General features: G+C 59.2%; 31 protein-coding genes and 2 pseudogenes. 30 read left to right on the top strand and 3 right to left on the bottom strand.

The features are described 5' to 3' along the window. The 5 genes and pseudogenes from HCZ87_RS11140 to HCZ87_RS11120 form a co-directional block, all read left to right on the top strand. A pseudogene (locus tag HCZ87_RS11140) lies at positions 1-940 on the top strand (hypothetical protein); the annotation flags it as partial. Between the two features lie 944 nt (positions 941-1884). Beyond that, positions 1885-2964 (top strand): FRG domain-containing protein, encoded by a 1080-nt coding sequence (locus HCZ87_RS11135; protein WP_254868607.1) that lies wholly within the window; start codon positions 1885-1887, stop codon positions 2962-2964. Between the two features lie 520 nt (positions 2965-3484). Further along, a complete protein-coding gene (locus HCZ87_RS11130; RefSeq protein WP_167643829.1) occupies positions 3485-5263 on the top strand; it encodes a CHASE domain-containing protein in 1779 nt (592 codons plus the stop codon). 1 nt (position 5264) lies between these two features. Continuing rightward, the gene (locus HCZ87_RS11125; RefSeq protein WP_167643828.1) at positions 5265-5687 is read left to right on the top strand and encodes a response regulator; all 423 of its coding nucleotides are present in this window, start codon (positions 5265-5267) and stop codon (positions 5685-5687) included. A 90-nt stretch (positions 5688-5777) separates the two neighbouring features. After that, positions 5778-6515: a response regulator gene (locus HCZ87_RS11120; protein ID WP_254868606.1), complete on the top strand. Its 738-nt coding sequence runs from the start codon at positions 5778-5780 to the stop codon at positions 6513-6515. A gap of 254 nt (positions 6516-6769) precedes the next feature. Here HCZ87_RS11120 and HCZ87_RS21320 read toward each other — a convergent pair whose 3' ends face one another. Genes HCZ87_RS21320 through HCZ87_RS11105 form a run of 3 tightly spaced genes read right to left on the bottom strand, consistent with a single transcriptional unit; the run spans position 6770 to position 8490 of the window. Continuing rightward, positions 6770-7237, bottom strand: coding sequence for an acyl-homoserine-lactone synthase (locus HCZ87_RS21320; RefSeq protein WP_167643827.1), 468 nt, complete (start codon positions 7235-7237; stop codon positions 6770-6772). A 45-nt stretch (positions 7238-7282) separates the two neighbouring features. Further along, the gene (locus HCZ87_RS11110; protein ID WP_167643826.1) at positions 7283-7789 is read right to left on the bottom strand and encodes a hypothetical protein; all 507 of its coding nucleotides are present in this window, start codon (positions 7787-7789) and stop codon (positions 7283-7285) included. 47 nt (positions 7790-7836) lie between these two features. Beyond that, positions 7837-8490 (bottom strand): LexA family transcriptional regulator, encoded by a 654-nt coding sequence (locus HCZ87_RS11105; protein WP_167643825.1) that lies wholly within the window; start codon positions 8488-8490, stop codon positions 7837-7839. Positions 8491-8579: 89 nt separating this feature from the next. Between HCZ87_RS11105 and HCZ87_RS11100 the strand changes: the two genes are divergently transcribed. From HCZ87_RS11100 to HCZ87_RS10980, 25 genes and pseudogenes are all read left to right on the top strand, one after another. Then, a complete protein-coding gene (locus HCZ87_RS11100) occupies positions 8580-8858 on the top strand; it encodes a hypothetical protein (RefSeq protein ID WP_167643824.1) in 279 nt (92 codons plus the stop codon). Next, on the top strand, positions 8855-9109 hold the full coding sequence (locus HCZ87_RS11095) for a hypothetical protein (RefSeq protein ID WP_167643823.1): 255 nt from the start codon (positions 8855-8857) through the stop codon (positions 9107-9109). Before HCZ87_RS11100 ends, HCZ87_RS11095 begins: the two co-directional genes overlap by 4 nt. A gap of 17 nt (positions 9110-9126) precedes the next feature. Next, positions 9127-9993, top strand: coding sequence for a ParB N-terminal domain-containing protein (locus HCZ87_RS11090; protein ID WP_167643822.1), 867 nt, complete (start codon positions 9127-9129; stop codon positions 9991-9993). Continuing rightward, a complete protein-coding gene (locus HCZ87_RS11085; RefSeq protein ID WP_167643821.1) occupies positions 9993-12083 on the top strand; it encodes a transposase domain-containing protein in 2091 nt (696 codons plus the stop codon). Before HCZ87_RS11090 ends, HCZ87_RS11085 begins: the two co-directional genes overlap by 1 nt. 12 nt (positions 12084-12095) lie before the next feature. Further along, positions 12096-12887, top strand: a complete 792-nt coding sequence (locus HCZ87_RS11080; RefSeq protein WP_167643820.1) for an AAA family ATPase — start codon at positions 12096-12098, stop codon at positions 12885-12887. Next, positions 12884-13432 carry a hypothetical protein gene (locus HCZ87_RS11075; RefSeq protein ID WP_167643819.1) on the top strand — a complete coding sequence of 183 codons (549 nt, stop codon included), beginning with the start codon at positions 12884-12886 and terminating at the stop codon, positions 13430-13432. The genes HCZ87_RS11080 and HCZ87_RS11075 overlap by 4 nt, the downstream gene beginning before the upstream one ends. After that, the gene (locus tag HCZ87_RS11070; protein WP_167643818.1) at positions 13429-13803 is read left to right on the top strand and encodes a hypothetical protein; all 375 of its coding nucleotides are present in this window, start codon (positions 13429-13431) and stop codon (positions 13801-13803) included. Before HCZ87_RS11075 ends, HCZ87_RS11070 begins: the two co-directional genes overlap by 4 nt. After that, complete coding sequence (locus HCZ87_RS11065; protein ID WP_167643817.1) at positions 13800-14009, top strand: hypothetical protein; 210 nt, start codon at positions 13800-13802, stop codon at positions 14007-14009. The genes HCZ87_RS11070 and HCZ87_RS11065 overlap by 4 nt, the downstream gene beginning before the upstream one ends. Next, positions 14006-14683 carry a DUF3164 family protein gene (locus HCZ87_RS11060; RefSeq protein ID WP_167643816.1) on the top strand — a complete coding sequence of 226 codons (678 nt, stop codon included), beginning with the start codon at positions 14006-14008 and terminating at the stop codon, positions 14681-14683. The genes HCZ87_RS11065 and HCZ87_RS11060 overlap by 4 nt, the downstream gene beginning before the upstream one ends. A 13-nt stretch (positions 14684-14696) precedes the next feature. Beyond that, positions 14697-14969 (top strand): hypothetical protein, encoded by a 273-nt coding sequence (locus HCZ87_RS11055; protein WP_167643815.1) that lies wholly within the window; start codon positions 14697-14699, stop codon positions 14967-14969. A gap of 3 nt (positions 14970-14972) precedes the next feature. After that, positions 14973-15434, top strand: coding sequence for a gp16 family protein (locus HCZ87_RS11050; protein WP_167643814.1), 462 nt, complete (start codon positions 14973-14975; stop codon positions 15432-15434). Next, positions 15431-15832: a helix-turn-helix domain-containing protein gene (locus HCZ87_RS11045; protein ID WP_167643813.1), complete on the top strand. Its 402-nt coding sequence runs from the start codon at positions 15431-15433 to the stop codon at positions 15830-15832. The genes HCZ87_RS11050 and HCZ87_RS11045 overlap by 4 nt, the downstream gene beginning before the upstream one ends. Positions 15833-15918: 86 nt before the next feature. Next, complete coding sequence (locus HCZ87_RS11040) at positions 15919-16788, top strand: N-acetylmuramoyl-L-alanine amidase (protein WP_167643812.1); 870 nt, start codon at positions 15919-15921, stop codon at positions 16786-16788. A gap of 12 nt (positions 16789-16800) precedes the next feature. Next, complete coding sequence (locus tag HCZ87_RS11035) at positions 16801-17340, top strand: hypothetical protein (RefSeq protein WP_167643811.1); 540 nt, start codon at positions 16801-16803, stop codon at positions 17338-17340. After that, positions 17340-17711: a DUF2730 family protein gene (locus tag HCZ87_RS11030; protein WP_167643810.1), complete on the top strand. Its 372-nt coding sequence runs from the start codon at positions 17340-17342 to the stop codon at positions 17709-17711. The genes HCZ87_RS11035 and HCZ87_RS11030 overlap by 1 nt, the downstream gene beginning before the upstream one ends. A gap of 7 nt (positions 17712-17718) precedes the next feature. Then, positions 17719-18015, top strand: a complete 297-nt coding sequence (locus HCZ87_RS11025) for a hypothetical protein (protein WP_167643809.1) — start codon at positions 17719-17721, stop codon at positions 18013-18015. Between the two features lie 3 nt (positions 18016-18018). After that, positions 18019-18576, top strand: a complete 558-nt coding sequence (locus tag HCZ87_RS11020) for a phage protein Gp27 family protein (protein WP_167643808.1) — start codon at positions 18019-18021, stop codon at positions 18574-18576. Then, a complete protein-coding gene (locus HCZ87_RS11015) occupies positions 18573-20264 on the top strand; it encodes a hypothetical protein (protein WP_167643807.1) in 1692 nt (563 codons plus the stop codon). Before HCZ87_RS11020 ends, HCZ87_RS11015 begins: the two co-directional genes overlap by 4 nt. A gap of 13 nt (positions 20265-20277) precedes the next feature. After that, positions 20278-21939: a DUF935 domain-containing protein gene (locus HCZ87_RS11010; RefSeq protein WP_167643806.1), complete on the top strand. Its 1662-nt coding sequence runs from the start codon at positions 20278-20280 to the stop codon at positions 21937-21939. Next, entirely contained in the window at positions 21932-23083 is a 1152-nt protein-coding gene (locus tag HCZ87_RS11005; RefSeq protein WP_167643805.1) for a phage minor head protein, read from the top strand. Before HCZ87_RS11010 ends, HCZ87_RS11005 begins: the two co-directional genes overlap by 8 nt. A 124-nt stretch (positions 23084-23207) precedes the next feature. After that, positions 23208-23714: a phage virion morphogenesis protein gene (locus HCZ87_RS11000; RefSeq protein ID WP_167643804.1), complete on the top strand. Its 507-nt coding sequence runs from the start codon at positions 23208-23210 to the stop codon at positions 23712-23714. A gap of 142 nt (positions 23715-23856) precedes the next feature. Beyond that, positions 23857-24915: a phage protease gene (locus HCZ87_RS10995; RefSeq protein WP_254868604.1), complete on the top strand. Its 1059-nt coding sequence runs from the start codon at positions 23857-23859 to the stop codon at positions 24913-24915. Then, on the top strand, positions 24916-25347 hold the full coding sequence (locus HCZ87_RS10990) for a hypothetical protein (RefSeq protein WP_167643803.1): 432 nt from the start codon (positions 24916-24918) through the stop codon (positions 25345-25347). A gap of 12 nt (positions 25348-25359) precedes the next feature. Further along, the gene (locus HCZ87_RS10985) at positions 25360-26256 is read left to right on the top strand and encodes a Mu-like prophage major head subunit gpT family protein (RefSeq protein WP_167643802.1); all 897 of its coding nucleotides are present in this window, start codon (positions 25360-25362) and stop codon (positions 26254-26256) included. A gap of 11 nt (positions 26257-26267) precedes the next feature. Then, positions 26268-26559 (top strand): annotated as a pseudogene (locus tag HCZ87_RS10980) (hypothetical protein); the annotation flags it as partial.

Below are 26559 nucleotides of genomic sequence, written 5' to 3'. Positions count from 1 at the left end.
CTTCATCGGAATCTCCTCGTTCATCCTGCCGAGAAAATTCTACTTCCGCATCCCCTTAAGATCGGGGGGGATTACCGAACGACAAGTCGCGATGGAAGACGCTATCCGCTTGCTAGACGCGGGGGGAGATGTCCCGAATTCCTTCGATGATACGTTGCAAAGAGCGCTGCAGGAGGTTCAGGCCTCAGAGCAGCTAGCTTTGGCCCAACACGTCGTTCGAAGAAAACTTGTACTAGAGTTGTTTCAGCGGCTCTTGAGGCGGGTACGTACTCGCGAGGATAAAGCTGATGATTTTCATCTTGAGAAGACGCTTCACTCGTTCATCGTGCCAATGAATGTGCAAGGGGATGACGCAAAGGAAAAGCGGTCGCGCGCTCATGATCTTTGGATTGTAGACGAGCGTCTGGCGTTCACGAGGGCGTTTTCATCGGACAAGCGGTTCGACAAGCTGTTGGCGGGTTCGGACAGCGCGGATCGAGCGGATCTGGTGGTCTGGGATTTCGCCAGTGGGCTTGGTGTTGCAGATTCTGCGGTGAATGGCGAACGTGTGGATACCTCTCGACCGCTCGACAAGGTCATGATCGTTGAGTTTAAGAAGCCAGGTCGAAAGAGCTATGGTCCTGAAGATCAAATTCAGTACCAAATAACAAAATACATCTCAGAACTTCGTGGCGAGGAGATCGAAGGCTTCGACCGCGAGCGTATCCGTATCGCTGATGATTGTGTTTTCTATTGTTATGTCATCGCAGATATTGTTGGCGACCTTAAGCGGCAGTTGTCTACTTGGCCTAAGACCGCGAACGGCGAGGGTCGGATAATGTACCTACAAGGTGACGTGAACGGATCGATTGAAGTCATCCAGTGGCAAGATCTAGTAAACGACGCTTGGGCACGCAATGAAGCTACGCTTCATGCTGCAGGTTTGAGTAGAGGCCAGTAGGCGAAGGCTTGTGACCAAGGTCAGGAACAGAAGTGGGCTGGATGAGGCTACACTTGGTTTCGAAGTTGGGCTGCGATGTGTAAGTAGTCTGGCATAAGAGCGCCACGAAGATTTGGTGGCGCGCCCTGCTGCCCTATGAGGGAGCTGTTCACCGCAGCGGTTGCAGAGTTCGAAGGGGCTTAAACGCCCCTTCAATCCCACCTCAGCCCAAAACCGCGTTGCTGTAAAAAAGTCTGTAATTCACTGTAAATGTAGGGTGACAGACTTATTTACAGTGATCCCGGAAGAGGCCCGAAGATGCCGGAAGAACTCGGAAGGCCAATGAAATAAGGAGCTTGGGGCGATGCGCTGGCCGATAAACCCCATTATGTTCAGTTTTGCAGTAACCCCTGAAATTGGCCCGAACTGGGACCAGAGGTGCATTCTGCCGGATACCTGGGTTGATGTGACCGGCAGGCGTGAAAACCCGTTTAAATAAGGATTCAAACCTCTGTTTGGCGGCTGTTTGCGGCCCTGATCAGCGACGAAAACAGCTCTCGGAACTGGGACCATACCCGCCCAGTTTAGAGTTGAGGTCCCAGAACGGATAAAGTGCTAAATAAATCAATCGTGTACCGGGAACAGCTTGTTGGCTGTGCCGTGCCCAACTGGGACCCTATTTTTGGGCGCCTGGAAGGCGCGACCGGCTCATTTCGGACCCGTAAGAGGGAAGGGGGTGCCGCAGGAGAACGTCACGGGAGACAATTGTCTTCAGCCAGCCCAAACCAGTAGCATCGCAGGGCGCTTGGATGGAGGCGATGCGCGACCCAATCATAAGAGTTGCCCCTGCTGACCTGCCAAGGTTAGCGCTTATTTTAGAGGTCACATTGTGGTCTCTCGTTTGCCCTCTCACCCTAAATGGAGCATGTTAAAACTGACTAAAGCTCCTTTTGAGGTCGCTCGTGATGATTTCGATTGATGATTTCTCGGCACGGCTCGAGGTTGTGTTTAAAAACTACCGGAAACTGGACGAGAGTTTCCGTGTGGGTGGTCTCGACCCTGAAATTCACCCAACACACCTCCTCTACGCTTTCGAGGACGCCATCCCGTTTCTAGAGGCATTGCTGCCGACAGCCGACACCTTTGCTGCGACCTTCCTTGGACGTCGGAAGAAGTTCTTAGCACGCGGGCATAGTAACGCCGGGAAATACTCTCTCACCCCGACGATATTTCGACGCCCATCCGGCGATTATGCGGGAGATCAGTTCGATTGCTTCATGAGTGGCTACATCTCGGGCGCCACCATCGACTACGAGACCAGCATTTTTGCCTCTTTTCTGTCGGGCTTGAATGACAGTTCGGCACTTCTTTCAAGGGAAAGTATCGAGCTGCTCCAGTCGCATAAGAACAGGGCGGCGACAGAAGTGGCAAATATCCTCGGACCACCTTTGCCTTTTTTCCATGTGAAGAATTTTCCAAACGAAAACCTGCTCCACGAACTGGCCATCGCCCAGCACCACGGCGTCCCGACCCGATTGCTGGACTGGTCGACCAACCCGCTCAAAGCTCTCTTCTTTGCCTGTGCCGGAATTGGCCCCCTCCCAAAGGAAGAAGAGCCCCGTATCGGCATTTGGCTCTTCCCTTTGGACTATCTGGAAATGTGCGAACTGCTCGGCGTCGTCAGAGTGGTCAGGGCTGCGAGTTTTCAGAACACCTATATCGCCAGGCAGAACGGTGTATTCACGCTGCACAACATGCGGCATCAATCTGACTATATGTGGAACGACGTGAATGGAGATACCAAGACGGTGTTGCCGCTTGATGTGTATCTGACGGACAATCCCGACGGCAAAGACTACATCGCTCCCTTAATAGAACACATTGGCAAACCCATCCTCATGACGTTGCCCCACCGCGAAGCGGTGCGTATCCCTGATCGGCTCAGAGAGTTCGATATCAGTTATTCTACGCTCATGCCCGGCCCGCATGGAGCCGCTTGCGACGCACTTCAACGCCTCAAGCACTTTGGGATCACCTATGGTTGAAAGTGTTGCCTTGGGACTGCTCGGATTAGAGAGAGATGCTATCAGCATTTCGACAGATGATTTTCGACTATTCGATCAAATCTCTTCCGCGAAACGCGAGCTCGTCTAGCTTCAGATTTCGCGCCCGCCGCGAATGTCTCCTATGACGAGCTGCATCGCAGCAAGCACAAGGATGGATGAATGACTGGTTTGGGCTCGGAGTGGACTTGCGGCGATGCGGAAGCAGGGTAGTGGCGAATCCGCACCGAATCCTAGCCGCCAGATGACGCCAGCCAGCCCTTTCGAGACATTTGTGTCAGGCGCAGCATGGCCAAGGCACCTACACGGGCAGGCCGAGAACTGCCATTCGCTGCGCGCTGGACCACCTCCGGCGAAAGGCTGGTGATGGTTAGAGGTGAGAGCATAAAGGTGGTCTGTGCTTACAAATCGTTAAGAGATAACGTCCAATAATACTTCTGTATATGTTGCTGTAGATCTACGCCGTGGTGGTGAATCTACTTTTGAGAGGTATTTTGCCACAATGGTCACTGATAGCGCGAAAGAGCGGAAGGTCTCCTCGCTCCACATCCTGGTAGTTGGGTTATCTTTAGCGATGACCATCGGAGCATGGTTGTATTCCAAGCATCAGGTCGATTTGCAGGTTCGAACTCGTTTCGAAGATGCCAGAAATCGCACGATTGGGCTCATCGAGGATCGGATGTCGCGATACGAAGACGCTCTATGGTCGGGCGTCGCTTACGCAGATGCAATGAGTGGCCGCGTGACGGCCACAGATTGGAAAGCCTTTGCTAATTCTCTCAATATTGAGGAAAAATACCCTGGTGTGAACGGTATTGGTCTTATCCGCTACGTCAATAGGTCTGACCTCCAAGACTACATGTCTGAGCGAGACAGCGAGGGGCGAGACTTTTCCATCTATCCCGAGCATGATCTCGATTTCTTGCTGCCGATCACCTTCATTGAGCCAGAGAGTGTCAACGCAGCGGCCGTCGGGCTTGATGTCGCGCACGAGACCAACAGGCGCACAGGGCTTTTGTCGAGCAGAGACAGCGGAAAAGCGCGGATTACGGCTCCAATCTTCCTTGTTCAGGACGATGGCCATACGCCCGGATTCTTGTTCTACACACCATTTTATTCAGGTGACGCTCCGAAGACCGTGGCCGAGCGCAGAGAGCGCTTCGAAGGCGTAATTTATGCGCCTTTCGTGGTACGTAAGCTCGTTGAAGGCTTGCTTTCCAAAGAGCTTCGGGAGGTACGTTTCAGCCTGCGCGACGGGGATCAGTTGATCTATGATGAAGGCGAAACAGAAGAGGCTCTCAACGACGTCTCGCCGATGTTCAAAGATACGGTGAAATTGGACATGTATGGTAGGGTCTGGACCGTAGACATTTGGACAAATTTGGCATTCCGCAAGCAAAACAGTTCAGAGCAGCCGACTTTGATCCTCGCTGGAGGTCTGATCATTGAGATCCTGGTGATTTCGATGTTGGCAATGTTGTCTCGCTCCAATCGCCAGGCGCATCGGTATGCAGCCAAACTCACTCAAGAGCTACGTGCGAAGACAGAGAATCTTGAAAAAGCAAACGCTGAAATAGAGCAGTTTGTCTATGTCGCCTCTCACGATCTGAAGACGCCAGTACGTGGGATAGGTTTCTTGGCAGATGTTATCGAAGAGGACCTTGAGGAGATCATTGGCCCTATAGAGGCTCATAAAGAACTCAAGATGCAATTGAACATGATTCGAGATCGGGTGCGGCGAATGAACGACCTGACCGGGGGGATCATGGAGTTTTCTCGGGTGGGGCACTACGGCTCCGACGCTGAGGCGGCTTTGCCGGTGAGCATATTGATTGAAGACTGCGTTGCGGATTTTGAGGTTGACCCCTCTCAGGTGCGGTTCAGTACCGATGTCGAGGCCATCTCCTGCGACAGTCACAATTTTCGGCGTGTCGTGGAGAACTTGATAGGGAATGCGTTCAAATACCACCCAAACCCAGTCGACGCGCGCGTAGAGGTTTCGATTGAAGATGCCGGAGACCGTCTTCGCGTGTCTGTCAAGGATGACGGAAGAGGTATTGCTCCGGATTTCCACGAGAAAATATTTGATGTCTTTCAGACGCTTCGAAAAGGGACGGACCCCGAGAGTACGGGAATTGGCTTGGCTATCGTCAAGAAGGCAATTCAACGCCACGGGTTCGAAATTTGTGTGAAATCATCAGAAGGAAATGGCGCTGAGTTTACGTTTTGTTGGCCGAAAGAGCGGTATCAATACAACACAAGCTTGGAGGACGTCGCCTGAGATGAAACGTCAGATGAATATTCTACTCGTTGAGGACAACAACCTCGATGCGATGATGATTGAGCGTGCTTTGGGAAAAGTTGCACCGGATACACACGTGACAAGAGCTGTAGACGGCGTTGAAGCGCTCGAAATCATAAACGCTGACAGAATGGTAAAGCCTTACTTTATCCTGCTCGACATCAATATGCCTCGGATGAATGGGCATGAGTTTTTGCAGGCGCTTAGGGGAAGCGCGATCGACTCCGAAAACATGGTCTTTATGTTCACCACATCTGACAGTGCGCAAGATATCGCTAAGGCCTATAGAGAGAGCGTGAACGGCTATATCGTAAAGCCTCAGGGAAGGGCTGGAATGAACGCCGTACTCGATACGCTTCAAAGCTATTGGAGCACTTGTGAACCTCCGTTGAACGCCATCTAGGGCCCAATTCGATCAGATTGCGGGACCATAGGTGTCCCGCGAATTTCACCAGATTAACGCATACTGCTGCCAGTTGTAAGGATGCACTCCATGAAGTCAGATCAGCCGTTCGGAAACGGGAGCTTGCTTCCTCTGCATTTATCCGCCGCCCCTGTGACGGAGACATCAGGTAGCAGCAGGATGCGCCTTAAGGTTCTGACGTTGGACGACGACAACGCCGATAGAATGCGCTTGATCCGTATTTGCGAAAAGTCGGGGATGAATTTTGAGTACTACGAAGCCGATAGCGTGGATGCGCTACGATCTCTGCTGAACTGCGAGACGTTCGATATTGTCTTCTTGGACCACAACCTCGGCGGTGATAGCGGACTGGAGGCATTGCGCTTGGTCATTTCGCATGAAGACCAAACGGGCGCCATTCCGATCATGGTGACCGGCTCCGACGACCTGAAAATCGCTATGAACGCAATGCGGAGCGGCTGCGCCGACTATCTCGTCAAAGAGGAACTGACGGTCGCCTCTTTGACAAAATCGGTTGCCACCGCCGTCGAAAGGCGCATGCTTTACGCCGAAATTTCGGCAAGCAAGGTTGTGAATCGTGAAATCAACGATGTCGTCGAGAGATTTATGCTTACATGTGGACCAGACATCCGCGATATCTTGAAAAATGCCATAAAGAAGGTTCGTGGTATGAAGGCGTTGATGCAAAGCGATGATACGCTGGATCCTCTAATCCTATCTGACCTGACGCTACTCGAGAGAGGTTGCCTCGATGTCACGACATTCGTTGATGACCTGGATAGTGTTCTACACCGACTACGGTGCTGACTTAACATGTTCTTGCTCGCGCTCGCAGCAGCGCCTTCGCTGCACCCTGCATGAATGTCTTGTTTGGGCTGGCGGCAGCCAGAGACCGAGGTGGCCAGTTACTGGACCGATGTGCGCTTCTTCTAATAGTGTCGAAGCCTAAAGTGTTTGATCCCATGGCTTTGAGCTTGCGGGAACTGGGGCCTGATTTTCCGATAACCACAGCTTGATTTTGTGCGCTTGGAGAGTATCGGGCTCGCGGCAGAAGACTTAGATTAGAAGTCCATCTTCAGAACGCAAATACGACCATCGCGCTGGTCCACGACCGGGCCGATCCGGTAGGCGTTCATCCCTGCCCGTAAAAAGACCCTCACAAAAAGCGGGCTCATAAGCCCCAATAGGGATTGGCCGCCCTGGGCGCGGGCGTACCTGCGCGCCTGGTCCATAAGTGCTACCAGAACATTGTTGCGGTCTTGGCTGGGAATGTTCGGGGAAATCGCTAGGCGCGAGGCTTCCCAACATTCGGGGCTCCGGATTTCTTGCTTGAGTAATCCTGTGGGAAGGTTTGGGATCCGTCCGCGGTGGGCGTCCAATATCATGTAGGTCAGTTGGCCTTGAACGTTGTCGGTCCGCAACAGATGCAAGCAACCCACGACCTGGTCGGCAGAAAGCGCGACAACGTGAACAGATGCGGGGGTGTCATATTCGTCAAACTCACATCCGCCGGTGTCTGATAGGTTCATCCTGTTGCGGATATGGGCATCTCGTGCCGACTGACAAGATCAGGCTTATTCAATGTTCCAACCAATGATCTGCCCCAATAGCCGTCGTGCGCGTTGCCAAGAGGTTTTTTCGAGCGCGCTTATATTGTCGAGCGCAGTAATCAGGGTGGCGATACTCTCGGCGTTTCGATCCAATTGATGAAGGCATTCAGCCTTATCTACCAAAGCTCCATTACGCGCCTTATTGACTTTGTGTATCAATTTTTCAGCAGCGGCTATCGCAAGATTAAGTTCCCGATCTCTGTTAATCGCCTGTGTTTGAGGGGAATTACCTTCCGCGTGAACAAAGGGAAGCAAGCTTGGAGTGATAACTTCTAGTGTTAAGGCTGCTCGATCAGCGAATTTTTCGATACTCGGGAGCGCTGCATCGCAACCGTCGCTTTTCAAAAGGTTCCTGTATGCCTTTTGGGCTTCCTGCAACTCGTCCGATGTCATAAAATCGGGCAGGCGTGGCGAAGTTGAAGCTTGGTTCGCTAAAGCGAAGAAAATCACTATGATAAGTCCGTAGCGCATTATTTTCCTTTGAATGTATGTGGATATCCTGCTCTTGGTGTTCAAGATCACCACTCGTGCATGGAGGCGACGACACGCCCTACGACCCGGACGCCATCGGCTTCCGGGTTCTTTATTTCTATGGGGGCATAGTGGGGGTTGCTGCTGATTAAGCGCACGCTGTCGCCGGGGACGTATTGGATGCGTTTCACGAACAACTGACCGGAGAAATGCACGGCGTAGATCTTGCCGTCGCTCAGGTCGGTGTTGGCGCGGTCGATCAGGATCAGGTCGCCGTCGTTCAGCTCCGGCTCCATGCTGTCGCCGCGTACCGAGATCACCGAAAGGGTGGCGGGCTTGAGGCCGCGCCGGGTGAGCCATTCCTGATGGAAGGCATAGGTGTGGGTTTCCGTCTCTGCCAACACCTCCGCGCCGTTGCCTGCGGAGGCCTCGACCTCAAGGCGGGGGATGCTGATGAACTGCGTGTTTGAGTGTGCAGTGTGCTCATTTGGGAGCATAGCATCGCCCTGGCCGGTCAGAATCCATGATGCTGAAACACCCAAATGTTCACTCAATGCCGTCAAGAATTCTGTTCCAACCGATCTGTCTCCTGACAAATAGTTCTGAATGGTGCGGTATTTTATACCGGTCTTTTCTGAAATATCTTTTATTGTCAGTGATTTAGAGGATGCTATCTCTCGGATTCTCTCTGGAATGCCCATTTGTTCATGCTTTCAATTGACAATGCGTACAAATGAGTGCATTGTTGCTCTTGTAACGACACGACGCAAGGCAGCATCGCGAGGACACTATGCCAAAATGTAGCAAACCCTACCAGCCCGGAGCGGTCCTGCACTCCGTTATCGTCGGAGCGCTGCGCGCTTCCGGGTCGAGTTTCGAGGCGTGGTGCAAGCAGAATGGCGTGAAGCCGGCCACAGCGCGGACCGCAACCTATGGGCAATCCGGTGGCGAAACCGGCGCTGCGCTTCTGGACAAGATCATCGAGGCAGCAGGCCGCGATATGGTCGAAATGGCATATTCCAAGCGCATCCGGGCCGAGGTTGCGCGGTTGGAAGACACCTCAAAATGAACCAGTTTCGCGACACCCCACACCAAGAAACCACTCACGGGCAGTCCGGGGTGTTCGCGACCACCGGGGCCGAGGTCCCGGTCGGGACAGGCCGCGCGCAGCTTGCACTCGGCGTGCGCGCGGCCTGGACCCGGTTCCGCAAGGCAGAGCGGAAATTTTCAGACAGCATTTGGGGTGACGCGCTGGCGTGCGTCTGCCTCGCCATCATCTTTGGCGGCTTGCTTTTTGCGCCGCTGTTTTGGGCGAATTGAACAAGGGTTTTAACGCCATGGCGGCAACGATCATTCAATCAATCGCAGAACTGCCGGTTGATGAGATCCAGATGGGCAACCGGCTGCGGCCCGTATCTCCGGCAGGGGTGGAGGCGATCAAGGCCTCAATCACCGAGCTTGGCGTGATGAAGGACGCGATCCACGTCCGCAAGGTCAGGCGCAGCGGCAAGATTGAACTGCTGGCAGGGGGCCATCGACTGACCGCCGCCCGGGAGCTGGGCTGGCCCACGATCAAGGTGGTCTGCTGGGACTGCAACGATGATTTTGCCCGGCTGATGGAGATCGATGACAACCTCGCCGGTGCGGAACTGACCGCGCTGGACACGGCGGTTTTTCTGGCCGAGCGCAAGCGGGTATATGAAAAGCTACACCCGGAGACGAAAGCCGCTACTGGATCCGACCTGGTCGCCAAGCGATGGGATACGGCGGACACGATGTCCACCGTATCGTTCGCCAAGTCCACAGCCGAAAAGTTCGGGATTTCAGACCGTCATGTGCGTCGAATGGTCAGCGCCGGGTCGGTGCTGACCGGCGGCGACACGCATCGGCTGCGCTCCTCCGAGCGCCCGGTCACGCTCAACGACCTGACCGAGATCGCCAAGATCGGCGATGTCGCGGAGCGTTATCGGGTGATCGACCTCCTGGCCGAGGGTCAGGTCAAGAGCGCCAGGGATGCGCGCAAGACCTGGGCCAGCGAGCAGGGCAAGGGCGTCACGCCGCCGATGAACAACACCGAGAAAACGTGGCAGCGCCTGCAAGACGCGTGGAAACGCGCCCCCAAGGCGGGCCGGGTGACCTTCCTCGAAGAACACGGGGACGAGGTCCAGGCGCTTCTGGACGAGATCCGGGGAGGGCAGGCCTGATGGATGCCCCGACGCAAGAATGGTGGAGCGCTGCCGAGATCGCAGACGCGCGCCTTCCTGATCTGCCCGCCACCAAGCGCAAGATAAACCAGCGCGCAAAGGATGAGGGCTGGGACCGCCAGCCGGGCAAGGTCCGTCGCCGCAAGGGCAAGGGCGGTGGGCTTGAGTATCACTATTCGCTGTTTCCGATCCGGGCGCGTCTGGCGCTGATCGAACAGCCGCAGGAGCCGGAGCCGAAACGCAGCCGCGAGGCCGCATGGGCGGACTTCGACAGGCTGAACGACAGGGCCAGGACCAAGGCGGATCAGCGCTTGAAAGCGGTGCGTCTGGTCGCGGAATGCGAAGGGGCTGGCATGGTTCGCTCTGCCGCAGTGTCCACAGCGGCCCTACGGGTTGAGGTCTCCGAAAAGTCCATCTGGAACTGGCTCGCGCTGGTCGAGGGTGTGGCCGAGGCGGATTGGCTGGCGTATGTCGCCCCAAAACCGACCGGCGGCACCGGCAAGGCCGCGCCTCTGGACCCTGAGTTTTTCGCGCTGGTTCGCTCGGATTGGCTACGGCTGGAACAGCCCTCGCTGACCTCTTGCTATGACCGCGCCAAACGGGTGGCGAAAAAAGAAGGCCTCCCCATCGCGCCGATCCATCAGGTGCGGCGGGCGATGAAGGCTTCAATTTCCAAGCCGACCGAGATCGTCTTGCGCAAAGGGACCGAGGCCTTGCGTCGCTACTATCCTCACCAGGACCGCGACAAGAGCGCGCTCGGCGCGCTGGAGTGCATTTGCGGCGACTATCACAAGTTCGATGTCTTTGTGCGCTGGCCGAGCGAACCTCTGCCGGTGCGGGTCCAGGGCGTGTTTTTCACGGATATCTATTCTGGCAAGATCCTCTCCTGGCGGCTGTCCCTGACCGCCAACAGCCACACGGTGCAGCTCGCGATTGGGGATCTGATCGAGCGCTACGGGATCCCGCAGGCGGCACTTCTGGACAACGGGCGCGAGTTCGCGGCGAAGGTGATCACCGGCGGCGCGCCGACGCGCTTTCGTTTCAAGGTGCTTGAGGACGATATCCCCGGTTTGCTGCCGATGCTGGGCGTCAAGGTTCATTGGGCCACGCCGTACTCGGGCCAGTCCAAGCCCATCGAGCGGGCCTTTCGTGATCTCTGCGACCGGGTGGCAAAACACCCGGCGTTTGAGGGGGCCTATACCGGCAACAAACCCGACGCCAAACCAGAGAACTACGGCAACAGCGCAGTGCCGCTGGATGACTTTATCGCGGTCTTGACCGAGGAGGTCGAGGACCACAACGCCCGCGAAGGTCGCCGCAGCGAAATCGCCTATGGCCGGTCCTTTAATCAGGTGTTTGAGGCTTCTTATAAGAGCCGCCCAATCCGCAAGGCGACCGAAGAACAGCGCCGCCTCTGGCTGATGGGGGCCAAGGGGCTGACCGCCGCTGCCAACAATGGCGAGCTAAAGCTGATGGGGTCGCGGTACTGGGCTGAATGGATGTACCGCATCGCCGGTCAGAAGGTGGTTGGCCGCTTTGACCCCGATAACATCCATGCGGGTCTGCATGTGTACGACCTCGAAGGCCAGTACATCGGTCACGCGGCATGCGTCGAGAAAGGCGATTTTCTTGGTGTCTCTGACGCTCGCGAAGTTGCCCGCAAACGCAGCCAGTTCCAACGCGCCGCCAAGGAAGAGGCCCGGGCGTCGCGTGACTATTCGGCGGCGGAAATCGCGGCGCGGCTCCGGGCGGCGGGCGAGGATGTCACGCCGAGCGACTTGCCGCAGGCCGAGGTGGTTCAACTGGTCACCCCGCACCGCAATGCGCCCAAAGCGCCGCGTCTGGTGGAGAACAGCGACCAGGAGGAGCGGCTGGAAGCGCAGATCGCGCGCCTCGCAGACCGCCGCGCGCCCACACCCACCGAGGACGACCCCGAGGAAATGTTCAATCGGTGCGTTGAGCTGGAACAGCTCGACGCCGAAGGCCACCCGCTGACCGAAGAGCAGCGGAATTTCATGACGGATTATCAACGGTCCGCCCAATACCGGAGCTTTTTGCGCATGCGCAAAGCTTTGGGCAGCGAGGAATAAGGAGAGCAGAGCATGACACCAAACATCGCCCCTCTGCGCAATGTCGCAGCGCTAAGTTCACTGGTTGAGCGGGTTCAGGACCGCTCAATGGGACTACCGGGAATGGCGGTTTTCTACGGGCCTTCGGGCTGGGGGAAGACCACCGCCACCACCTTCGCGACCAACGAATATCAGGCCTACAACGTGCAGGTCCTGAGCTGCTGGACGCCGAGCTACTTCTTGCAATCCATCATGAACGAGATTGGCCTCAAGGCTGTGCGCGGGGTGCCCGCCATGGTCGAGAAGATCGCCGGGCACCTGGCCCGCGCGGATCGACCGCTGATCATCGACGACGCGCAGTACCTGACCAAGAACAAGAAGCTGATCGAGCTGGCCCGCGACCTTTATGAGGCCAGCCAATCGACGGTGATCCTGGTGGGCGAAGAGGAACTGCCCCAGCACCTGACCCGGTGGGAAAATATCCACAATCGGCAGCTTGCATGGGAACCGGCACTGGCCTGCAATCTCTCGGACGCAGAGAAGCTGGTGCAGATCTATAGCCCCGATGTCGCCATCGCGCGGGATCTGCTGACCGAGATTGTCGAAGCCTCTGGCGGCTCCATCCGCCGGGTGGTGACCAACATCGACCAGGCCAAAGAACTGGCCCGCTCGCGCGGCACCAGTCACGCCGATCTGGCGCTCTGGGGCGACCGGGTGTTTGCCACCGGCCAGCCACCAACGGTGCGCAGGCTGGCCCCCCAGACCGCCGCGCCCGCTCAACGTCAGGCACCGAACCTCAAGGTCGCGAAGGGCGGGAAGCAATGACTGTGTTTCGATCCGATATGGAAGCCTCGGTCTGGCGCGCAGCCAAAGGGCTGACGCGGATCCATTGGTCCGACTTGTTGGCCTTCGGGGTGGTGCGCTCTACCGCCAAGACCTTTGTCGCCCGCTGGGAAAAGGCAGGTCTGCTGACCCTGATCGAAACCGACGACAGCCGTAAGGTCTATGTCCACGCCGATATGGCGGGGGAGGCCATGGCGGCGGTTGAGCCGAGCTATGACGACAGCGCCGAGGGCAATATGTGGCGCAGCATGCGCGGTTTGCGCGAGTTTTCCGCCACCGACATTGCCGCGCATTCCAACGCCGGAGGGGTCGAAGTGACCGTCGCCAAGGCACGGGCCTACTGCCGCCTTCTGGTGCAATCCCAGCACCTGACGGTGCGCCAGAGCGCAATCCGGGGCAAGCGCGAGCCCCGCTTTAAGCTGGTGAACAACACCGGCCCGGTCGCCCCGAAACCTCGCTCTGTCAAAGGCGTGTTCGACGCGAACACCGCCGACTTTGTCTCTCTCGATAAGGAGGTTCTGCTGTGAGCGCAGACGCATTTGCATTGAATAAGGCCCGCATCGGCTGGAACGGAAATGTCCCGGATTGGGTGGAAGCACTGGCGCGGGAATGTGACCTGAGCAGTCAGGCGAAGGCGGCAACCCGGCTTGGGTATTCCGCCGGGGCTGTGAACCTTGTGCTGAGCAACCGCTACGGGGCCAGCACCGACGCAATCGAGCAGTCGGTACGTGGGGTGCTGATGGCGGAAACACTGACCTGTCCGGCTCTGGGCGAGATCGGCAAGGATGTCTGCCGCAAATGGCGCGAGCGCTCCAAGGTGTTTTCCGCCGCCAACAGCCAGCACGTCAAAATGTTCAAGACGTGCCCGACCTGTGTGCACTTTATCTCCGCCAAATGAGCGAGCGCCGCGAATACTACTACGCCCTCGGGCGCTCGGTGTTTCGCGGCAATCCGACGGCGGCACCATGGGATCCAAAGCGCCTCGAAGGCTGGCGGGTCCTGACGGTCGAACCGGGAGTATGGGCCGCAGAGGCAATGGCGGTGCAGATCGCAACCGCCCTGAATTTCCAGACCGAAATCCTGAACAGGAGTACAGGCGAATGACCGAGCAACACGTACAGAAGACTACCCCCTCCCGCCAGCCGGTGACTGTGCCCGGCGCTGAGGAAACCATCAACGGCGTAAGCTACATGCGCAACGCCAACGGAGACCTGCGCGCGACCGAACTGGTAAAGCCGCAGGACAAGCTACAGGACCAGACGGTGCGAGAGATTATCGGCTACGCGCTTTCTCTGAGCGCTGAGGTCAGCCGGTTCAAACAGCACACCTTCGAGGATATCGGCGCCTTCGAAGCCATCTTGGCGGGGCAGTATGGTGCCACGGTCGGCGGCAAGAAGGGGAACAAAACCCTGATGAGCTATGACGGGCTGTTCAAGGTGCAGGTCCAGGTTGCGGATTTGATCGACTTTGGCCCGGAGTTGCAGGTCGCCAAGAGCCTTGTTGACGAGTGTCTGACGGAGTGGGCGGCAGATGCGCGCCCAGAGATCCGCGACATCGTGACCCGCGCATTCAACACGGACAAGGCGGGTCAGATCAACCGCTCGGAAATCTTCATGCTGTTGCGGCTGGAGATCGAGGACGAGCGCTGGCTGCGGGCCATGCAGGCGATCAGGGATGCGATCCGCGTGGTCGGCTCAAAGACCTATGTGCGCTGCTATCAGCGCCCGGCGCTCGATGCCGGTTGGAACGCCATTCAAATTGATTTGGCAAAGGCCTGAGGGGGAAACGGCGATGCAGATTGCAAAGTTCATGGATGTGACACGGGTCTCGGCTCGCGTCGACACGGACGATCAGCCTATCTCCGGTGGCGCGTCCAGCGTGATGTCGCGCGGCTTCGCTGGCCAAATCGCGGCGGCTGGGGTGGATCACCTGTTGCTCGCCGCAAGTGACGCCGAACTGGAGCAGATGGCTGACAATTGGGGGATGCCTGCCGAGTTCGTCAAACGGCGAGCGCGCGCGTTGCGGGGCGCTTTGTCCCACATGATTGCGCAAGGGAAGGGTTAAGCCATGGCGACGAACGGCACCCTGAAACGAAAGATCCACCTTGGCTGCAAGACGCTTGGTCTCGACAACGACGCGCGACGCGATCTGCAACTGGTGGTGACCGGCAAGGCCTCGATGTCGGATATGACCGAGGAGGATTTGAAAGCCATGGTGAAGCGCCTGGAGGCTGACGGCTTCACATCCTCGAAAGGGACGGGAAAGCGGTTCAAACCCGCGTCCCGCTCCGACCTGCGGCTGGTTCATAAACTCTGGAGCGAGCTGGGCAAGGCCGGTCAGCTCCGGGACAAGAGCCGCGCGGGGCTGAACCGCTTTATCCGCGCTCGCTTTGGTGATCATTGGGCCATGGTCCCGGCAGATGTGGATATGTTGACCGATTGGTCTCAGATCGACGCGGTGATCCAGGCGCTTAAAAGCTGGGGGCAGCGGGCGGATATCGACTTCGATTGGGGGGCGCACCTCAAATGACCCGCGACCGCCAGCCCTCCAATGACAAACTCCAGAATGCCTTTCCCAAGCCCACCGCGCAGGTGGAGCCTTATGTTCAGGCGCTCGGGCTGGAGGATGCGCTCAAGTTCATTGGCGCTTTTGGCGGAACCGAGATCTATATCGCGACCGCTCCGAAGTCCCGCTCTCGGGTGGTTGAGGTGGTCGGCTACGCAAAGGCGCGAATACTGGCGAGTATATCGGAAACCTTGCCCCGGCGCGTCCCGCTGGCCAAACAGTGGCGGGCACGGGTCTATGCATCAAAAGGATTGCCTAACGCGGAAATCGCCCGCATGTTGGGCGTGACAGATGAGACCGTCAGGTCTTATCTTCGCGATAGAGGCCCCCCGCGAGACACCGATCAATTGAGCCTTTTCTAGGCATCGCCCCCAAATCCTTGGGGGCGTTTTTCGTTTTGGACCTCAGCCATTCTGAAACCTGCACAGCAGGTTTCGAGGTGGTTCAAATGGCATTTAAAGACGGCATTCTTGAGGGCGTAGACTACACCGCCGCGCGCCATATGGGCGGCAAAATTACGCCTGAACTGGTGGTGCTGCATGACACCGCCTCCAGCCTCCAGGAAGGCAGCGCCGCTGACTATCTGCAAGACAACGACACCAAGGTCTCCGTCCATTTTGTGATCGAGCTGAACGGCAAGCTGCGCCAGCTTGTGCCGATCAATCGCCGCGCCAATCACGCGGGTGCATCCAGCTACCACGGGCGCAAGGGCTGCAATCAATTCTCTATCGGCATCGAACTGGTGAACCCCGGCAAGATGCGCGCGGCGGGAGAAAATGGCGTGACCTGGTTCGGCTCGACCGTGGAAAATGGCCACCCGTACTCCATCGAGATTGCAGAGACGCCAGAGCATGGCCGGGGCATGTGGATGCACTACCCCGAGGCGCAGCTCGACACGCTGCTCTGGCTTCTGCGCCTGCTGTTTTCCGAGGTGCAAACCCTGCGGGATATTCGCCCGCACTGGTATGTCTCGCCGGGGCGCAAGGTGGACACCAACCCGCTTTTCCCGCTGGACCACGTCCGCTCCTATATCCTCGGTCGCGATGATCCCGCCGAGGAAGAGGCAACCGCGCTGAGTAAGCCTGTCGGCGCCGACGAATTGGCGATTGTCAGCGCCAATGGCGACAGGCTGAACCTGCGGCGCTGGCCAAGCTTCAACCCCAACATCATCGCCAAGATCCCGGATGGCACCACGGTGCCGGTCCTGCGGCGCGGCACCTTTGACGGTCGCACGTGGCTGCTGGTGCTCTACGCCGGGCAGGAGGGCTGGATCGTGGCGAGCTACGCCGACCCCGTGACCTATGCCCCAGCCCGATAAAGGAGCGCTCCCGTGAAGAACAAAGACAAGATTTTGCAGATCCTCGGCGGCATTGCCCCGACCCTTGCCACCGCCCTCGGCGGGCCGCTTGCCGGTGTCGCCACCAAGGCGCTGGCCGATAAGCTGCTGGGCCGCCCGGAAGCCACGCCGGAAGAGGTCGAGGCGGCAATTATCGGGGCTGCGCCCCAGGACCTCCTGAAACTGAAAGAGGCCGAGGCCGATCTGGCGCGCTATCTGGCCGATGCCGGGATCGAGCTGGAGACCATCGCGGCCAATGACCGCGACAGCGCCCGCAAGCGTCAGATCGCCACCAAGGATCGCGTCCCTGGCATTCTCGCCGGGATCGTAATCGTCGGCTATTTCTCGGTCCTTGCCTACCTCTTGAAATACGGTCTGAAAGATTCGGGCGAAGAGGTTCTGCTACTGCTGATCGGGGGCCTGTCCATCGGCTTGGGGCAAGTGCTCAACTATTATTTTGGCAGCTCCTCCGGGTCGAAAAACAAGGATCAGATGATCGAGCGGCTGAAGACCGTGCCAGGGAACCGCGCTTGATGACCTTCGACCCGACCGTCACGATGGGCAATCTCCTCGCGGGGCTGGCGTTGCTGGTGTCTCTGGGCACCACGGTCTTTGCGTGGATCGCAACCCGGCGCTCCAATGTCGAGGCGCGGTTTCAGCAGGTAGACAAGCGGTTCAAGGAAGGCTCCGACCGCATGGACCGCCATGAAGGTCGCATCGCCCGCGTGGAGCAATCGGTTCAGTCCCTGCCCAGCAAAGACGACCTCCACCAGATCGAGCTGACCCTCGCCAATGTGGCCGGGACCATGCAGCGCATGGAAGCGGTGATGGAGGGCAATCAGATGATCATGACCCGCCTCGAAAACGTGGTGACCCGCCACGAAGAACACCTTCTGAGTAAGTAGGACCGCCATGAGCTACGCTGACGACCTTCGCAAAGACGCCCGCCTCTCCATTCTCAGATTTTTGGAGGGCGCGCCGTGTTACACCTCCAATGTGTTCATTCTCTCCGGCCAGTTACCCCGCGTCGGCATCGCTTACACGCGCGACCAGGTGACAACGGAAATTCACTGGCTGGAAGAGCAGGGCATGCTGACCACCGAGAACCACGCCGGTTTTATTGTGGCTGTTGCGACCATGCGCGGGGTGGAGATCGCCCAGGGCATTGCCCGCCACCCGGATATCCAGCGCCCGCGTCCGGGAGCGTGACCCATGCCGCCGCCTAAAAAGCTGGACCTGATCCCGCTGGAGTTCCGGCAGCGGCTTGCGATGGTGTTGCAGGAGCGTGGCTTCAGCGACATCGTCGCGGTGACCGAGGATCTGAACTTCTGGCTTCAGGAGGCCGGTCAGGAGATCCGCATCGGCAAGTCTGCCGTGGGCGAATACTCCAAGCTGCTGAAAGATCAGCGTGACGCCTTTGCCATGGCGGAGACGCTGCTCGGGGATCTCGATATCGAGCAGGAAAGCACCATGCACAAGGTGCTGATGCAGATGATCGCGACCGCCGCCTTTCAGATGATGAATGCGGTTGCAGAGAAAGACGACGCCAAGTGGGATCCGAAGAGCCTCGCGCATCTTTCCCGTATGCTCAAAGACCTGATGCAATCCGCCGGGCTGCGCGAACGTCTGCGCGAAGATGAGGAACGGCGCGTCACCCGCAGGGAACGCGAGCGCCTCGCCGGTGAGATCGAGCAAAAAGCGCACCAGCTCGGCATGACGCGGGAAACCGTGCAAACCATCAAGGCCGATATTCTTGGGGTCGGAGCGTGACCGCCGTTAAAGCCATTGCCGATGCGGAATGGGAAGCGCAGCGCGCCGCCGACCGGCAGATGCTGCCGGATGTGCTGGACGCCAGCATGGACCTGCCGCATGTGCTGCTGTCCTACCAGCAGGACCTCCTGCAAACGACCGCCGCTTATCAGTTTGTGGTCTGCGAGAAGTCCCGCCGCATTGGCATGACCTGGGCGGTCGGGGCCGATGCGGTCCTGAGCTCCGGTCTGGCCCGATCCGAGGGCGGCATGGACACGCTTTATATCGGCTTTAACCTCGACATGGCGCGGGAGTTCATCGACACCTGCGCCATGTGGGCAAAGGCGCTTATGCCCGCCGCCAGCGCGGTGCAGGAATTCCTGTTCAAGGATCAGGAAGAGGGAAAGGAAGACCGCGACATTCAGGCCTTCAGGGTGCGCTTTGCCTCCGGCTTCGAGATCGTCGCCCTGTCCTCGAAGCCGCGCTCTCTGCGCGGGCGTCAGGGCTATGTGATCTTTGACGAAGCCGCCTTCCATGACGAACTGGAAGAGATGCTGAAGGCAGCAAACGCGCTTCTGATGTGGGGCGGCAAGGTCCTGGTGATCTCGACCCATGATGGCGATGCCAATGCCTTCAACGTTCTGGTGCGTCAGGTCAACGCGGGCGAGAAAGGCCCCACCGCCAAGGTGGTGCGCGTGACCTTTGATGATGCGGTTGAAGCCGGTCTCTATGAGCGCATCGCCCTGATCCAGCGTGCCCAGGGCCGCGAGCCGATGAGCAAGCAGGAATGGATCGAGAGCACCCACGCGGTTTATGGCGATGATGCCGATGAGGAGCTGCACTGCATCCCGAAGGCTGGCACCGGCGCATGGCTGACCGCGCCGCTGATTGAGGCCCGCATGAATGCGGAGGCCCCCTGTCTGGAGCTTGAACTGCCCGGCGACTACCTCCAGCGCAGCAGCGCCGAACAGCAGGAGCTGATGCGGGAATTTCTGGAGCGCCTGGAGGAGGTGCTGGGCGAGCTGCCGCTCGACGTGCTCTATGCGCTCGGTTTCGACTTTGCCCGCGTTGCCGACCTTTCGGTTCTCTGCCTGCTCGCTATCGAGAAGAACATGCACCGCCGTGAGGCGCTCTCTATCGAGATGCGCAATGTTCCGGGCAACGAGCAAAAGCTGATCGTTGGCATGGTGATGGAGCGGATCCGCTCCCGCTGCATCGGCGCGGCCTTTGACGCGACCGGCATGGGTTGGACCGTGGCCGAGGATCTGGGGCGCAAATTTGGCCTGAAAGACGGCGACGACAGCCCGGGCCTAGTCTGGGCCATCAAGTTTAGCCAGGACTGGTATCGGGTGAACATGCCGCCCCTCAAGACCGCCTTTGAGGAGGCGACGCTCTCCATCGGGCGCTGGGATACGCACATGGGCGATTTGCGCGCCGTCAAGAAGGTGCGCGGCATTCCCCGCGTGCCGGAGATCCGCGAAGCTGACGCCAAGGGCAAGAAGCGCCACGGCGATTATGCCATCGCCCTGGCGCTGGCGCATTTCGCGACCCGGATGCGCTGGGTCGAAATCGCCTACACCCCTGTGCCCGATGCGCGCCACGGCGCACCGCAGGATGGTCGCATGGGCACGACGGCTGACGAACAAGACGCAATGGACCGCCCCTGGTGGACGCCTCCGCTCGGGGCCGAAGTCAGAGGCGGATTATGAAAGGTAGTGAGGCATGGCGAAAAATCCGCAATTGCTAGACCGCTGGGGCAACCGGGTACGCCGGGGTGAGCTGACAAAGCAGGATGAGCCGTCAATGGTAGGCGGCGTGCGCAGCCCTTTGACCGGCTATCCGGGCGACGGGCTGAACCCCGGACGGCTGGCAAACATCCTGAAGGAAGCCGATGCCGGTGACCCGATCCGCTATCTGGAACTGGCGGAAACCATTGAGGAACGGGACCCGCATTACATCGGCGTTCTGGGCACCCGCCGCCGGTCGGTCGCCCAGCTCGACATTTCCGTAGAGCCGGGCGATGACACCCCGCTGGCCAAAGAGATCGCGGAGCGGGTTCGCACGTGGTTGCAGCGGGACGAGTTGACCGACGAGCTGTTCGATATTCTCGATGCCCTGGGCAAGGGCTACTCCTTCACAAAGATCATCTGGGACACCTCGGCGGGGCAATATGAGCCTGCAACGCTGGAGTGGTGCGACCCGCGCTGGTTCCGCTTTGATCGGAAAGATCTGAAGACGCCCCGGATGCGACACCCGGAAACCGGGCAAGAAGAGATCCTGCCGCCGTTTCAATACATCTATGCGCCCATGAAGGCGAAATCCGGCCTGCCGCTGCGGTCCGGTCTGGCACGGGTCGCTCTTTGGGCATGGTTGTTCAAGGCCTACACGCAACGGGACTGGGCGATCTTTACGCAGACTTATGGTCAGCCTTTGCGGATCGGCAAATATGGTCCCGGCACATCGGAAGACGATCAAAAGAAGCTGTTCCACGCGGTGGCAAATATCGCGGGCGATTGTGCCGCGATCATTCCCGAAAGCATGATGATCGACTTTGTAGAGGCCAAGAGCCTCGGGGCCTCAACCGATCACTATGAGCGCCGCTGCGATTGGCTGGACAAGCAAACCTCCAAGTTGGTGCTGGGGCAGACCGCGACCACCGATGCGGAGACCGGCGGGCTTGGATCTGGCAAGGAACACCGGCAGGGCCAGGGGGGTATCGAGCGGGCGGACGCAAAGCAGCTTGCGGCGATCATCAGCCGCGATCTGATCCGGCCATGGATCCAGCTCGAATATGGTCCCGACGCTCCGGCCCCGCGGCTGAAAATCGGGCGCCCGGAGGAGGAAGACCTCGCGGCGTTCTCTTCTGCCCTGGCTCCGCTCCTGGCGCAGGGGCTGCGGGTGAAGCCCTCAGAGGTGCTGGCGAAGTTCGGCCTTTCTGAACCGGCAGCGGGAGAGGCCGTAATCGGCGGAAAACCGGAAAATTCGGCCTCAACTGCGCCGCAGCGCGCATCTGCGACCGGGGAAACAGGATCAGCAGCGCCACAGAGCGAATTTAAAGGGTGTTTTAAGCAGCATCTCGACGGCTCAGGCGTGACCATCGCGACGCAGGCAGAGGAGGCCCCACAGGGACGCTCTCAGCCAGTCTCGCCAGAGGCGTCACTTGCGGCGCGCCTGGAAACCGAAGGTCGCGTCGGAATGGGCGCGATGCTGGGGCAGGTGGAAGCCATGCTGGCGGCGGCGTCGAGCTTTGAGGAGTTTCGGGAAATGTTGCTCGCCAGCTCTGACACGCTGGATGCCAAGAAGTTGCAGGGTGTGATCGCTGAAGCGGTGCTGGCGGGCGCGGTTGGCGGGCGGGCCGTGGTCGAGGAAGAAGCCAATGAGTGATCTCGCCGCCACCTTTCGCAAGCCCTTTGCCGAGCAGGTTGCCGCGTTCCGGCTGCGGCTTGGCGATCTGCTGCCCACCGCGCGCTGGGACGATATCGAGCGCAGCGCCCATGACCGGGCGTTTATGGTGGCGGGCGCGATCAAGGCGGATTTGCTATCCGATCTCGGCGCCTCCGTGGATCGCGCTATCACGGATGGCACCGGCTTTGAGGCCTTCAAGCGGGATTTCCGGCAGATTGTTGAGCGCCACGGATGGCATGGCTGGACGGGGGAGGGTACGCCCGGGGGCGAGGAATGGCGGATGCGGGTCATCTACCGCACCAATATGCGTGTCTCCTATCAGGCGGGCCGCATGGCCCAGCTCCGCGAAGGTGGGTTCAAATATTGGGTCTATCGCCACGGCGGCTCACATGATCCGCGCCCGGAACATCTGGCGCTTGATGGTCTGATCCTTGAGGCGGACCATCCGTTTTGGTCGATCTGGTTTCCGCCGAATGGCTGGGGCTGTTCATGCCGGGTGTTTGGCGCGCGCTCGCTGGCGGCAGCGATCCGGCGCGGCGGCAAGTCGAATGTGCGTCTGCCTGCGGGATGGGGTGTGCGAGATCCTCGCACCGGCGCGCCCAAGGGGATCGACAAGGGCTGGGACTATGCGCCAGGCGCGAGCGCTGCCGATACCATCCTGGCGTTTCGGGACAAGCTGGAAAATCTCAGCGCGAAGCCGTCACAGGATCTGATTGAAAGCTGGGTTCAAGGCCCGTTCAAAGATTGGTTTGAACACCCGCGCGGGGCCTGGCCGATGGCGCGGCTCTCCGACGAGGATGCCCGCCGTATCGGCTCTCAGCGCCGGGTGGCCGAGCTTTCCGCCCAGACGCTGGAGAAACAGCGCCGCCGCCACCCTGAACTGACCTTGCAGGACTATGCCCAGGCGCAGGCGACCATCAATCTGGCCACGCATCGGGTGCAGGACGGCGAAAGCAGTTTGATCTTTATTCGCGATGATCCCGCTCAGGCGGGCCATGTGCTTGTGGTGAAGGCCACACGAACCGGGCAGGGGCTATTCATTACCAGCATGCGGCGCCTCAGCTCAAATCAGGTCAAGCGCGACATTGAAGTGCAGCGGCTCATGTCCAAGGGCAACACGTAGAAGGTTGCAGGCGGTGGGGCCTCCCTCCAGCGAACTGGCAACCCCACATGGCGCTCCGATCATGAAGATCGTGCTACGGCCGGGAGTATATCACCGTGTCACGCCTGCAAGGGAGATTATAGGCATGTACACCCTGAGTTTCAATGAAGACGGGTTTGAACTGCGCCTGAAGCAGCTCGACGGGCGGCTCGATGATATGTCGCCGGTCTTGCAGGGTTTGGGCGAATATCTGGTGCAATCGACGCAAGACCGGATGTTGAAGGGCCAGCAGCCAGACGGCAGGCCCTTCGCGCCGCGTTCCGAAACAACGCTGGCGGTCTATGCCGCAAAGGGGTTTCGGTTTGGGGCGCAGCCGCTGAACAAGAGCGGAGAAATGCGCCAGCAGCTCCACTACCAGGCCAGCGCCACCGGCCTCACCTGGGGCAGCAATGCCATCCAGGCGGCGGTGATGCAGTTCGGCGCGGCCAAGGGCACATTCGGAACCTATGAGGGCAAGGGGTTCGGCGGCACGACCCCGACGATCTCGATCCCCTGGGGCGATATCCCGGCGCGTCCCTTTCTGGGAATTTCGGACGCAGACCGCGGCGCGGTGAACGAGGAGCTGGAGGACTGGCTCGGGGATGCTGATTGACCGGGGCAGGAATTCCGGCCACAGTCTGAGCCAGTGATTGATTGAGATATTTCGCGCTTCGCCCCCAAATGGTTGGGGGCGTTTTGCGTTTTGCGACTCTGGCACATTCAACGTCATGAGCAGAGCATCGCATATCGCCATGATGGCCGCACAAGACCTCCCGACCGTTGAATCGGACGGACAGGTTCCTGAGTGGATCCATCTTGTCCCGGCAGGGCGCATCGAAACCTTCGATGGGCGCGGCCCCTATGAAATCTCCGATCCGCAGGCCGTCATCGAGGCCAGCTTCGCCGCGCGCGGTGAAATCGAGATTGATGTCAATCACGCAACCTTTCTGGCCGCCAAACAGGGTGGTGAGGCTCCGGCCCGTGGCTGGATCACCGAGATGCAATCCCGAGAGGACGGTATCTGGGGAAAGGTGCGCTGGACCAAAGAGGGTGCGCGCCTGGTAGCGGAGAAGGCCTATCGCCGGATCTCGCCTGTGCTGGGGCTGCCCCATGAGGACAGCAATCAGGTGATCTCGATCCGCAATGCGTCCCTTGTGAACCGCCAGAACCTGCGCGGGCTGACCGCGCTCAACTTTGAGAAGGAGGACGGCAGCATGTCGTTTCTTGAACAACTCGCGGCCCGAATGGACCTCGGCGCGGATGCGACCGAGGACCAGGTCATTGCCGCGATCAATAAGCTGAAGGCCGGGGGCGATGGTGCGATTGCCGCGCAGTCCCAGCTTTCCGAGGTCGCCACCATTCTCGGTGTTCCCGAGGGGGGCGACGTGGTTGCGGCGGCCAAGGAAAAATCTGCGGGGTCCCCGACGGTCGCCGCCCTTCAAAGCACGGTTACGGAATTGGCCGCGAGCATGGCGGCGCAAAGCGAGGAGCTGAAAGCGCTCAAAGGTGGTCGGTCTAAGGAAAAGGCTGAGGCATTCCTGGCCTCTGAAATCCAGCGTGGGCGCTTCCTTCCTCCATCCTTCCGCGAGAAAGCGGTCGCGTTGCATCAGGAAGACCCGGAAGGCACTGAAAAAATGGTGGCTGGGTTTCCGATGCTGAATGAGCCCGACCTCTCCCAGCTCCGCCCTCCGAGTGAGGACGGCAAGATCTCGATGAACACGGAAGAGCTTCAAGCGGCAAAGCTGCTGGGTCTCTCCGCCGAGGACTATCAATCCGTGCTTGAAGCCGAGCGCAAAGCGCAGGGGGGCCTTTAAATGGCTGCATTGACCAACACCCGCAACACGCCGCGTCTTGAGGGCGATCTCCGGCGGGGGGCCGCAGGCGCAAGCGCGCTGATTTATTCCGGTGCGCTGGTGATGCGCGCGGCGGATGGCTTTCTGGAGGAAGGGCGCACCGCCACCGGCTTTGTCGGCGTGGGGCGTGCCGAGGCACTGGTCGATAACCGCCAAGGCCTCGATGGCGATGAGAATGTGCCCTATCGCGTCGGCATTTTCAAATACGCCAATTCGGCAGGCGCCGATGAAATCTCCTTCGCGGACGTCGGCCAACCGGCCTTCATCGTGGACGATCAGACCGTCGCCAAGACCGATGGCACCGCCACCCGCTCGCCTGCTGGCATCATTGAGGGCGTGGAGCCGGACGGCGTCTGGATCCGCTTCGACGAAGCCCTGACCAACGTATCCTGAAAGGACTAAACAATGGAGATTACCGCAGCAGGCCTGCAAGCCCTTCGGGTCGGGTTCAAGAAGCACTTCGAGAACGGATTGGGGCAAGCCTCCTCCGACTGGAGCAGCGTCGCCACCGAAGTGCCGTCGATGACCAAGGAACAGAAATACGGCTGGCTTGGCAAATTTCCGAACGTGCGGGAATGGATCGGCCCTCGTGCAATCCAGAACCTGAGCCAGCACGATTATTCCATCGCGGAAAAGCCCTGGGAACTGACCATCGGCGTGGACCGCGACGACATTGAGACCGACAACCTCGGGATCTATGCGCCGATGTTCCAGGAGCTGGGCGCATCCACCGGCTCCAAGAAGGACACGCTGGTCTTTGGCGATACCCTGAAAAAGGGCTTCGATCTGGGCTGTTATGATGGCCAGCCCTTCTTTGACACGGACCATCCCGTCCTGGACGAGGCCGGGAACGTGATCACGGTCGCCAATACCGATGGCGGGACCGAGGCCCCGTGGTTCCTGATCGACGACACCCGCGCGTTGAAGCCGATCATCTTGCAGCGTCGCAAGGATTTCGAGTTCACGAATATGGACAATCTGACCGACCAGAATGTCTTCATGAACAAGGAATTCATCTACGGCGCGGACGCCCGGTTCAACACCGGCTTTGGCTTCTGGCAGATGTCCTGGGGATCGAAGCAGCCGCTCACTGCCGCGAACTATGCCAAGGCGCGGGCCGCGCTCTCCGGCATGAAAGGGGATCACGGTCGCCCGCTCGGTATCCGTCCGACCCTGCTGGTGGTGGGGCCGAGCAACGAAAGCGCCGCGCGCAAGATCCTCAATTCTGAAAACGCCGCTGGCGGCGAGACCAACGAGTGGAAGGGCACCGCCAAGCTGCTCATCACTCCCTGGCTGGCATAAGGAGCTGACCCATGAGCGAACGTGATGACCTCAAAGCCCGCGCGGAAAAGCTGGAGCTCAAATTCGCGCCGAACCTGTCCACCGACAAGCTGGCTGAGCTGGTGGCCGAGGCCGAGGCGAAAGCCGCCTCCGGTCAGGACACGGTTCAGGCTGGCGACAGCACCACGCCCACGGCGGATGACGGGAGCAACTCCTTCGAGGAAGCCTTGGCCCTTGCTGCTGCGTCCCAAGAGACCTGTGAGAACGCCCGCGTCCCCTCCCCGCATGAAGCCGCGTTTCATGGCAGTAAGCCTCTGGTAGGTC

The organism is Phaeobacter sp. HF9A, from assembly GCF_011806385.1.
Classification (GTDB): domain Bacteria; phylum Pseudomonadota; class Alphaproteobacteria; order Rhodobacterales; family Rhodobacteraceae; genus Epibacterium.
Note: the sequence above shows the minus strand (reverse complement) of the source record. Positions and strands in the feature narration are given on the sequence as shown.

Excerpts from the sequence above, each read along its gene's own strand:
- HCZ87_RS11040 (WP_167643812.1), top strand. The coding sequence starts at position 15,919 with ATGGCATTTAAAGACGGCATTCTTGAGGGCGTAGACTACACCGCCGCG.
- HCZ87_RS11055 (WP_167643815.1), top strand. The coding sequence starts at position 14,697 with ATGCAGATTGCAAAGTTCATGGATGTGACACGGGTCTCGGCTCGCGTC.
- HCZ87_RS10990 (WP_167643803.1), top strand. The coding sequence starts at position 24,916 with ATGGCTGCATTGACCAACACCCGCAACACGCCGCGTCTTGAGGGCGAT.
- HCZ87_RS11030 (WP_167643810.1), top strand. The coding sequence starts at position 17,340 with ATGACCTTCGACCCGACCGTCACGATGGGCAATCTCCTCGCGGGGCTG.
- HCZ87_RS11020 (WP_167643808.1), top strand. The coding sequence starts at position 18,019 with ATGCCGCCGCCTAAAAAGCTGGACCTGATCCCGCTGGAGTTCCGGCAG.
- HCZ87_RS11125 (WP_167643828.1), top strand. The coding sequence starts at position 5,265 with ATGAAACGTCAGATGAATATTCTACTCGTTGAGGACAACAACCTCGAT.
- HCZ87_RS11135 (WP_254868607.1), top strand. The coding sequence starts at position 1,885 with ATGATTTCGATTGATGATTTCTCGGCACGGCTCGAGGTTGTGTTTAAA.
- HCZ87_RS11025 (WP_167643809.1), top strand. The coding sequence starts at position 17,719 with ATGAGCTACGCTGACGACCTTCGCAAAGACGCCCGCCTCTCCATTCTC.
- HCZ87_RS11075 (WP_167643819.1), top strand. The coding sequence starts at position 12,884 with ATGACTGTGTTTCGATCCGATATGGAAGCCTCGGTCTGGCGCGCAGCC.
- HCZ87_RS11060 (WP_167643816.1), top strand. The coding sequence starts at position 14,006 with ATGACCGAGCAACACGTACAGAAGACTACCCCCTCCCGCCAGCCGGTG.
- HCZ87_RS11085 (WP_167643821.1), top strand. The coding sequence starts at position 9,993 with ATGGATGCCCCGACGCAAGAATGGTGGAGCGCTGCCGAGATCGCAGAC.
- HCZ87_RS11010 (WP_167643806.1), top strand. The coding sequence starts at position 20,278 with ATGGCGAAAAATCCGCAATTGCTAGACCGCTGGGGCAACCGGGTACGC.
- HCZ87_RS11130 (WP_167643829.1), top strand. The coding sequence starts at position 3,485 with ATGGTCACTGATAGCGCGAAAGAGCGGAAGGTCTCCTCGCTCCACATC.
- HCZ87_RS11100 (WP_167643824.1), top strand. The coding sequence starts at position 8,580 with ATGCCAAAATGTAGCAAACCCTACCAGCCCGGAGCGGTCCTGCACTCC.
- HCZ87_RS11095 (WP_167643823.1), top strand. The coding sequence starts at position 8,855 with ATGAACCAGTTTCGCGACACCCCACACCAAGAAACCACTCACGGGCAG.
- HCZ87_RS10985 (WP_167643802.1), top strand. The coding sequence starts at position 25,360 with ATGGAGATTACCGCAGCAGGCCTGCAAGCCCTTCGGGTCGGGTTCAAG.
- HCZ87_RS11120 (WP_254868606.1), top strand. The coding sequence starts at position 5,778 with ATGAAGTCAGATCAGCCGTTCGGAAACGGGAGCTTGCTTCCTCTGCAT.
- HCZ87_RS11105 (WP_167643825.1), bottom strand. The coding sequence starts at position 8,490 with ATGGGCATTCCAGAGAGAATCCGAGAGATAGCATCCTCTAAATCACTG.
- HCZ87_RS11005 (WP_167643805.1), top strand. The coding sequence starts at position 21,932 with ATGAGTGATCTCGCCGCCACCTTTCGCAAGCCCTTTGCCGAGCAGGTT.
- HCZ87_RS11065 (WP_167643817.1), top strand. The coding sequence starts at position 13,800 with ATGAGCGAGCGCCGCGAATACTACTACGCCCTCGGGCGCTCGGTGTTT.
- HCZ87_RS11000 (WP_167643804.1), top strand. The coding sequence starts at position 23,208 with ATGTACACCCTGAGTTTCAATGAAGACGGGTTTGAACTGCGCCTGAAG.
- HCZ87_RS11045 (WP_167643813.1), top strand. The coding sequence starts at position 15,431 with ATGACCCGCGACCGCCAGCCCTCCAATGACAAACTCCAGAATGCCTTT.
- HCZ87_RS10995 (WP_254868604.1), top strand. The coding sequence starts at position 23,857 with ATGGCCGCACAAGACCTCCCGACCGTTGAATCGGACGGACAGGTTCCT.
- HCZ87_RS11110 (WP_167643826.1), bottom strand. The coding sequence starts at position 7,789 with ATGCGCTACGGACTTATCATAGTGATTTTCTTCGCTTTAGCGAACCAA.
- HCZ87_RS11080 (WP_167643820.1), top strand. The coding sequence starts at position 12,096 with ATGACACCAAACATCGCCCCTCTGCGCAATGTCGCAGCGCTAAGTTCA.
- HCZ87_RS11090 (WP_167643822.1), top strand. The coding sequence starts at position 9,127 with ATGGCGGCAACGATCATTCAATCAATCGCAGAACTGCCGGTTGATGAG.
- HCZ87_RS21320 (WP_167643827.1), bottom strand. The coding sequence starts at position 7,237 with ATGAACCTATCAGACACCGGCGGATGTGAGTTTGACGAATATGACACC.
- HCZ87_RS11050 (WP_167643814.1), top strand. The coding sequence starts at position 14,973 with ATGGCGACGAACGGCACCCTGAAACGAAAGATCCACCTTGGCTGCAAG.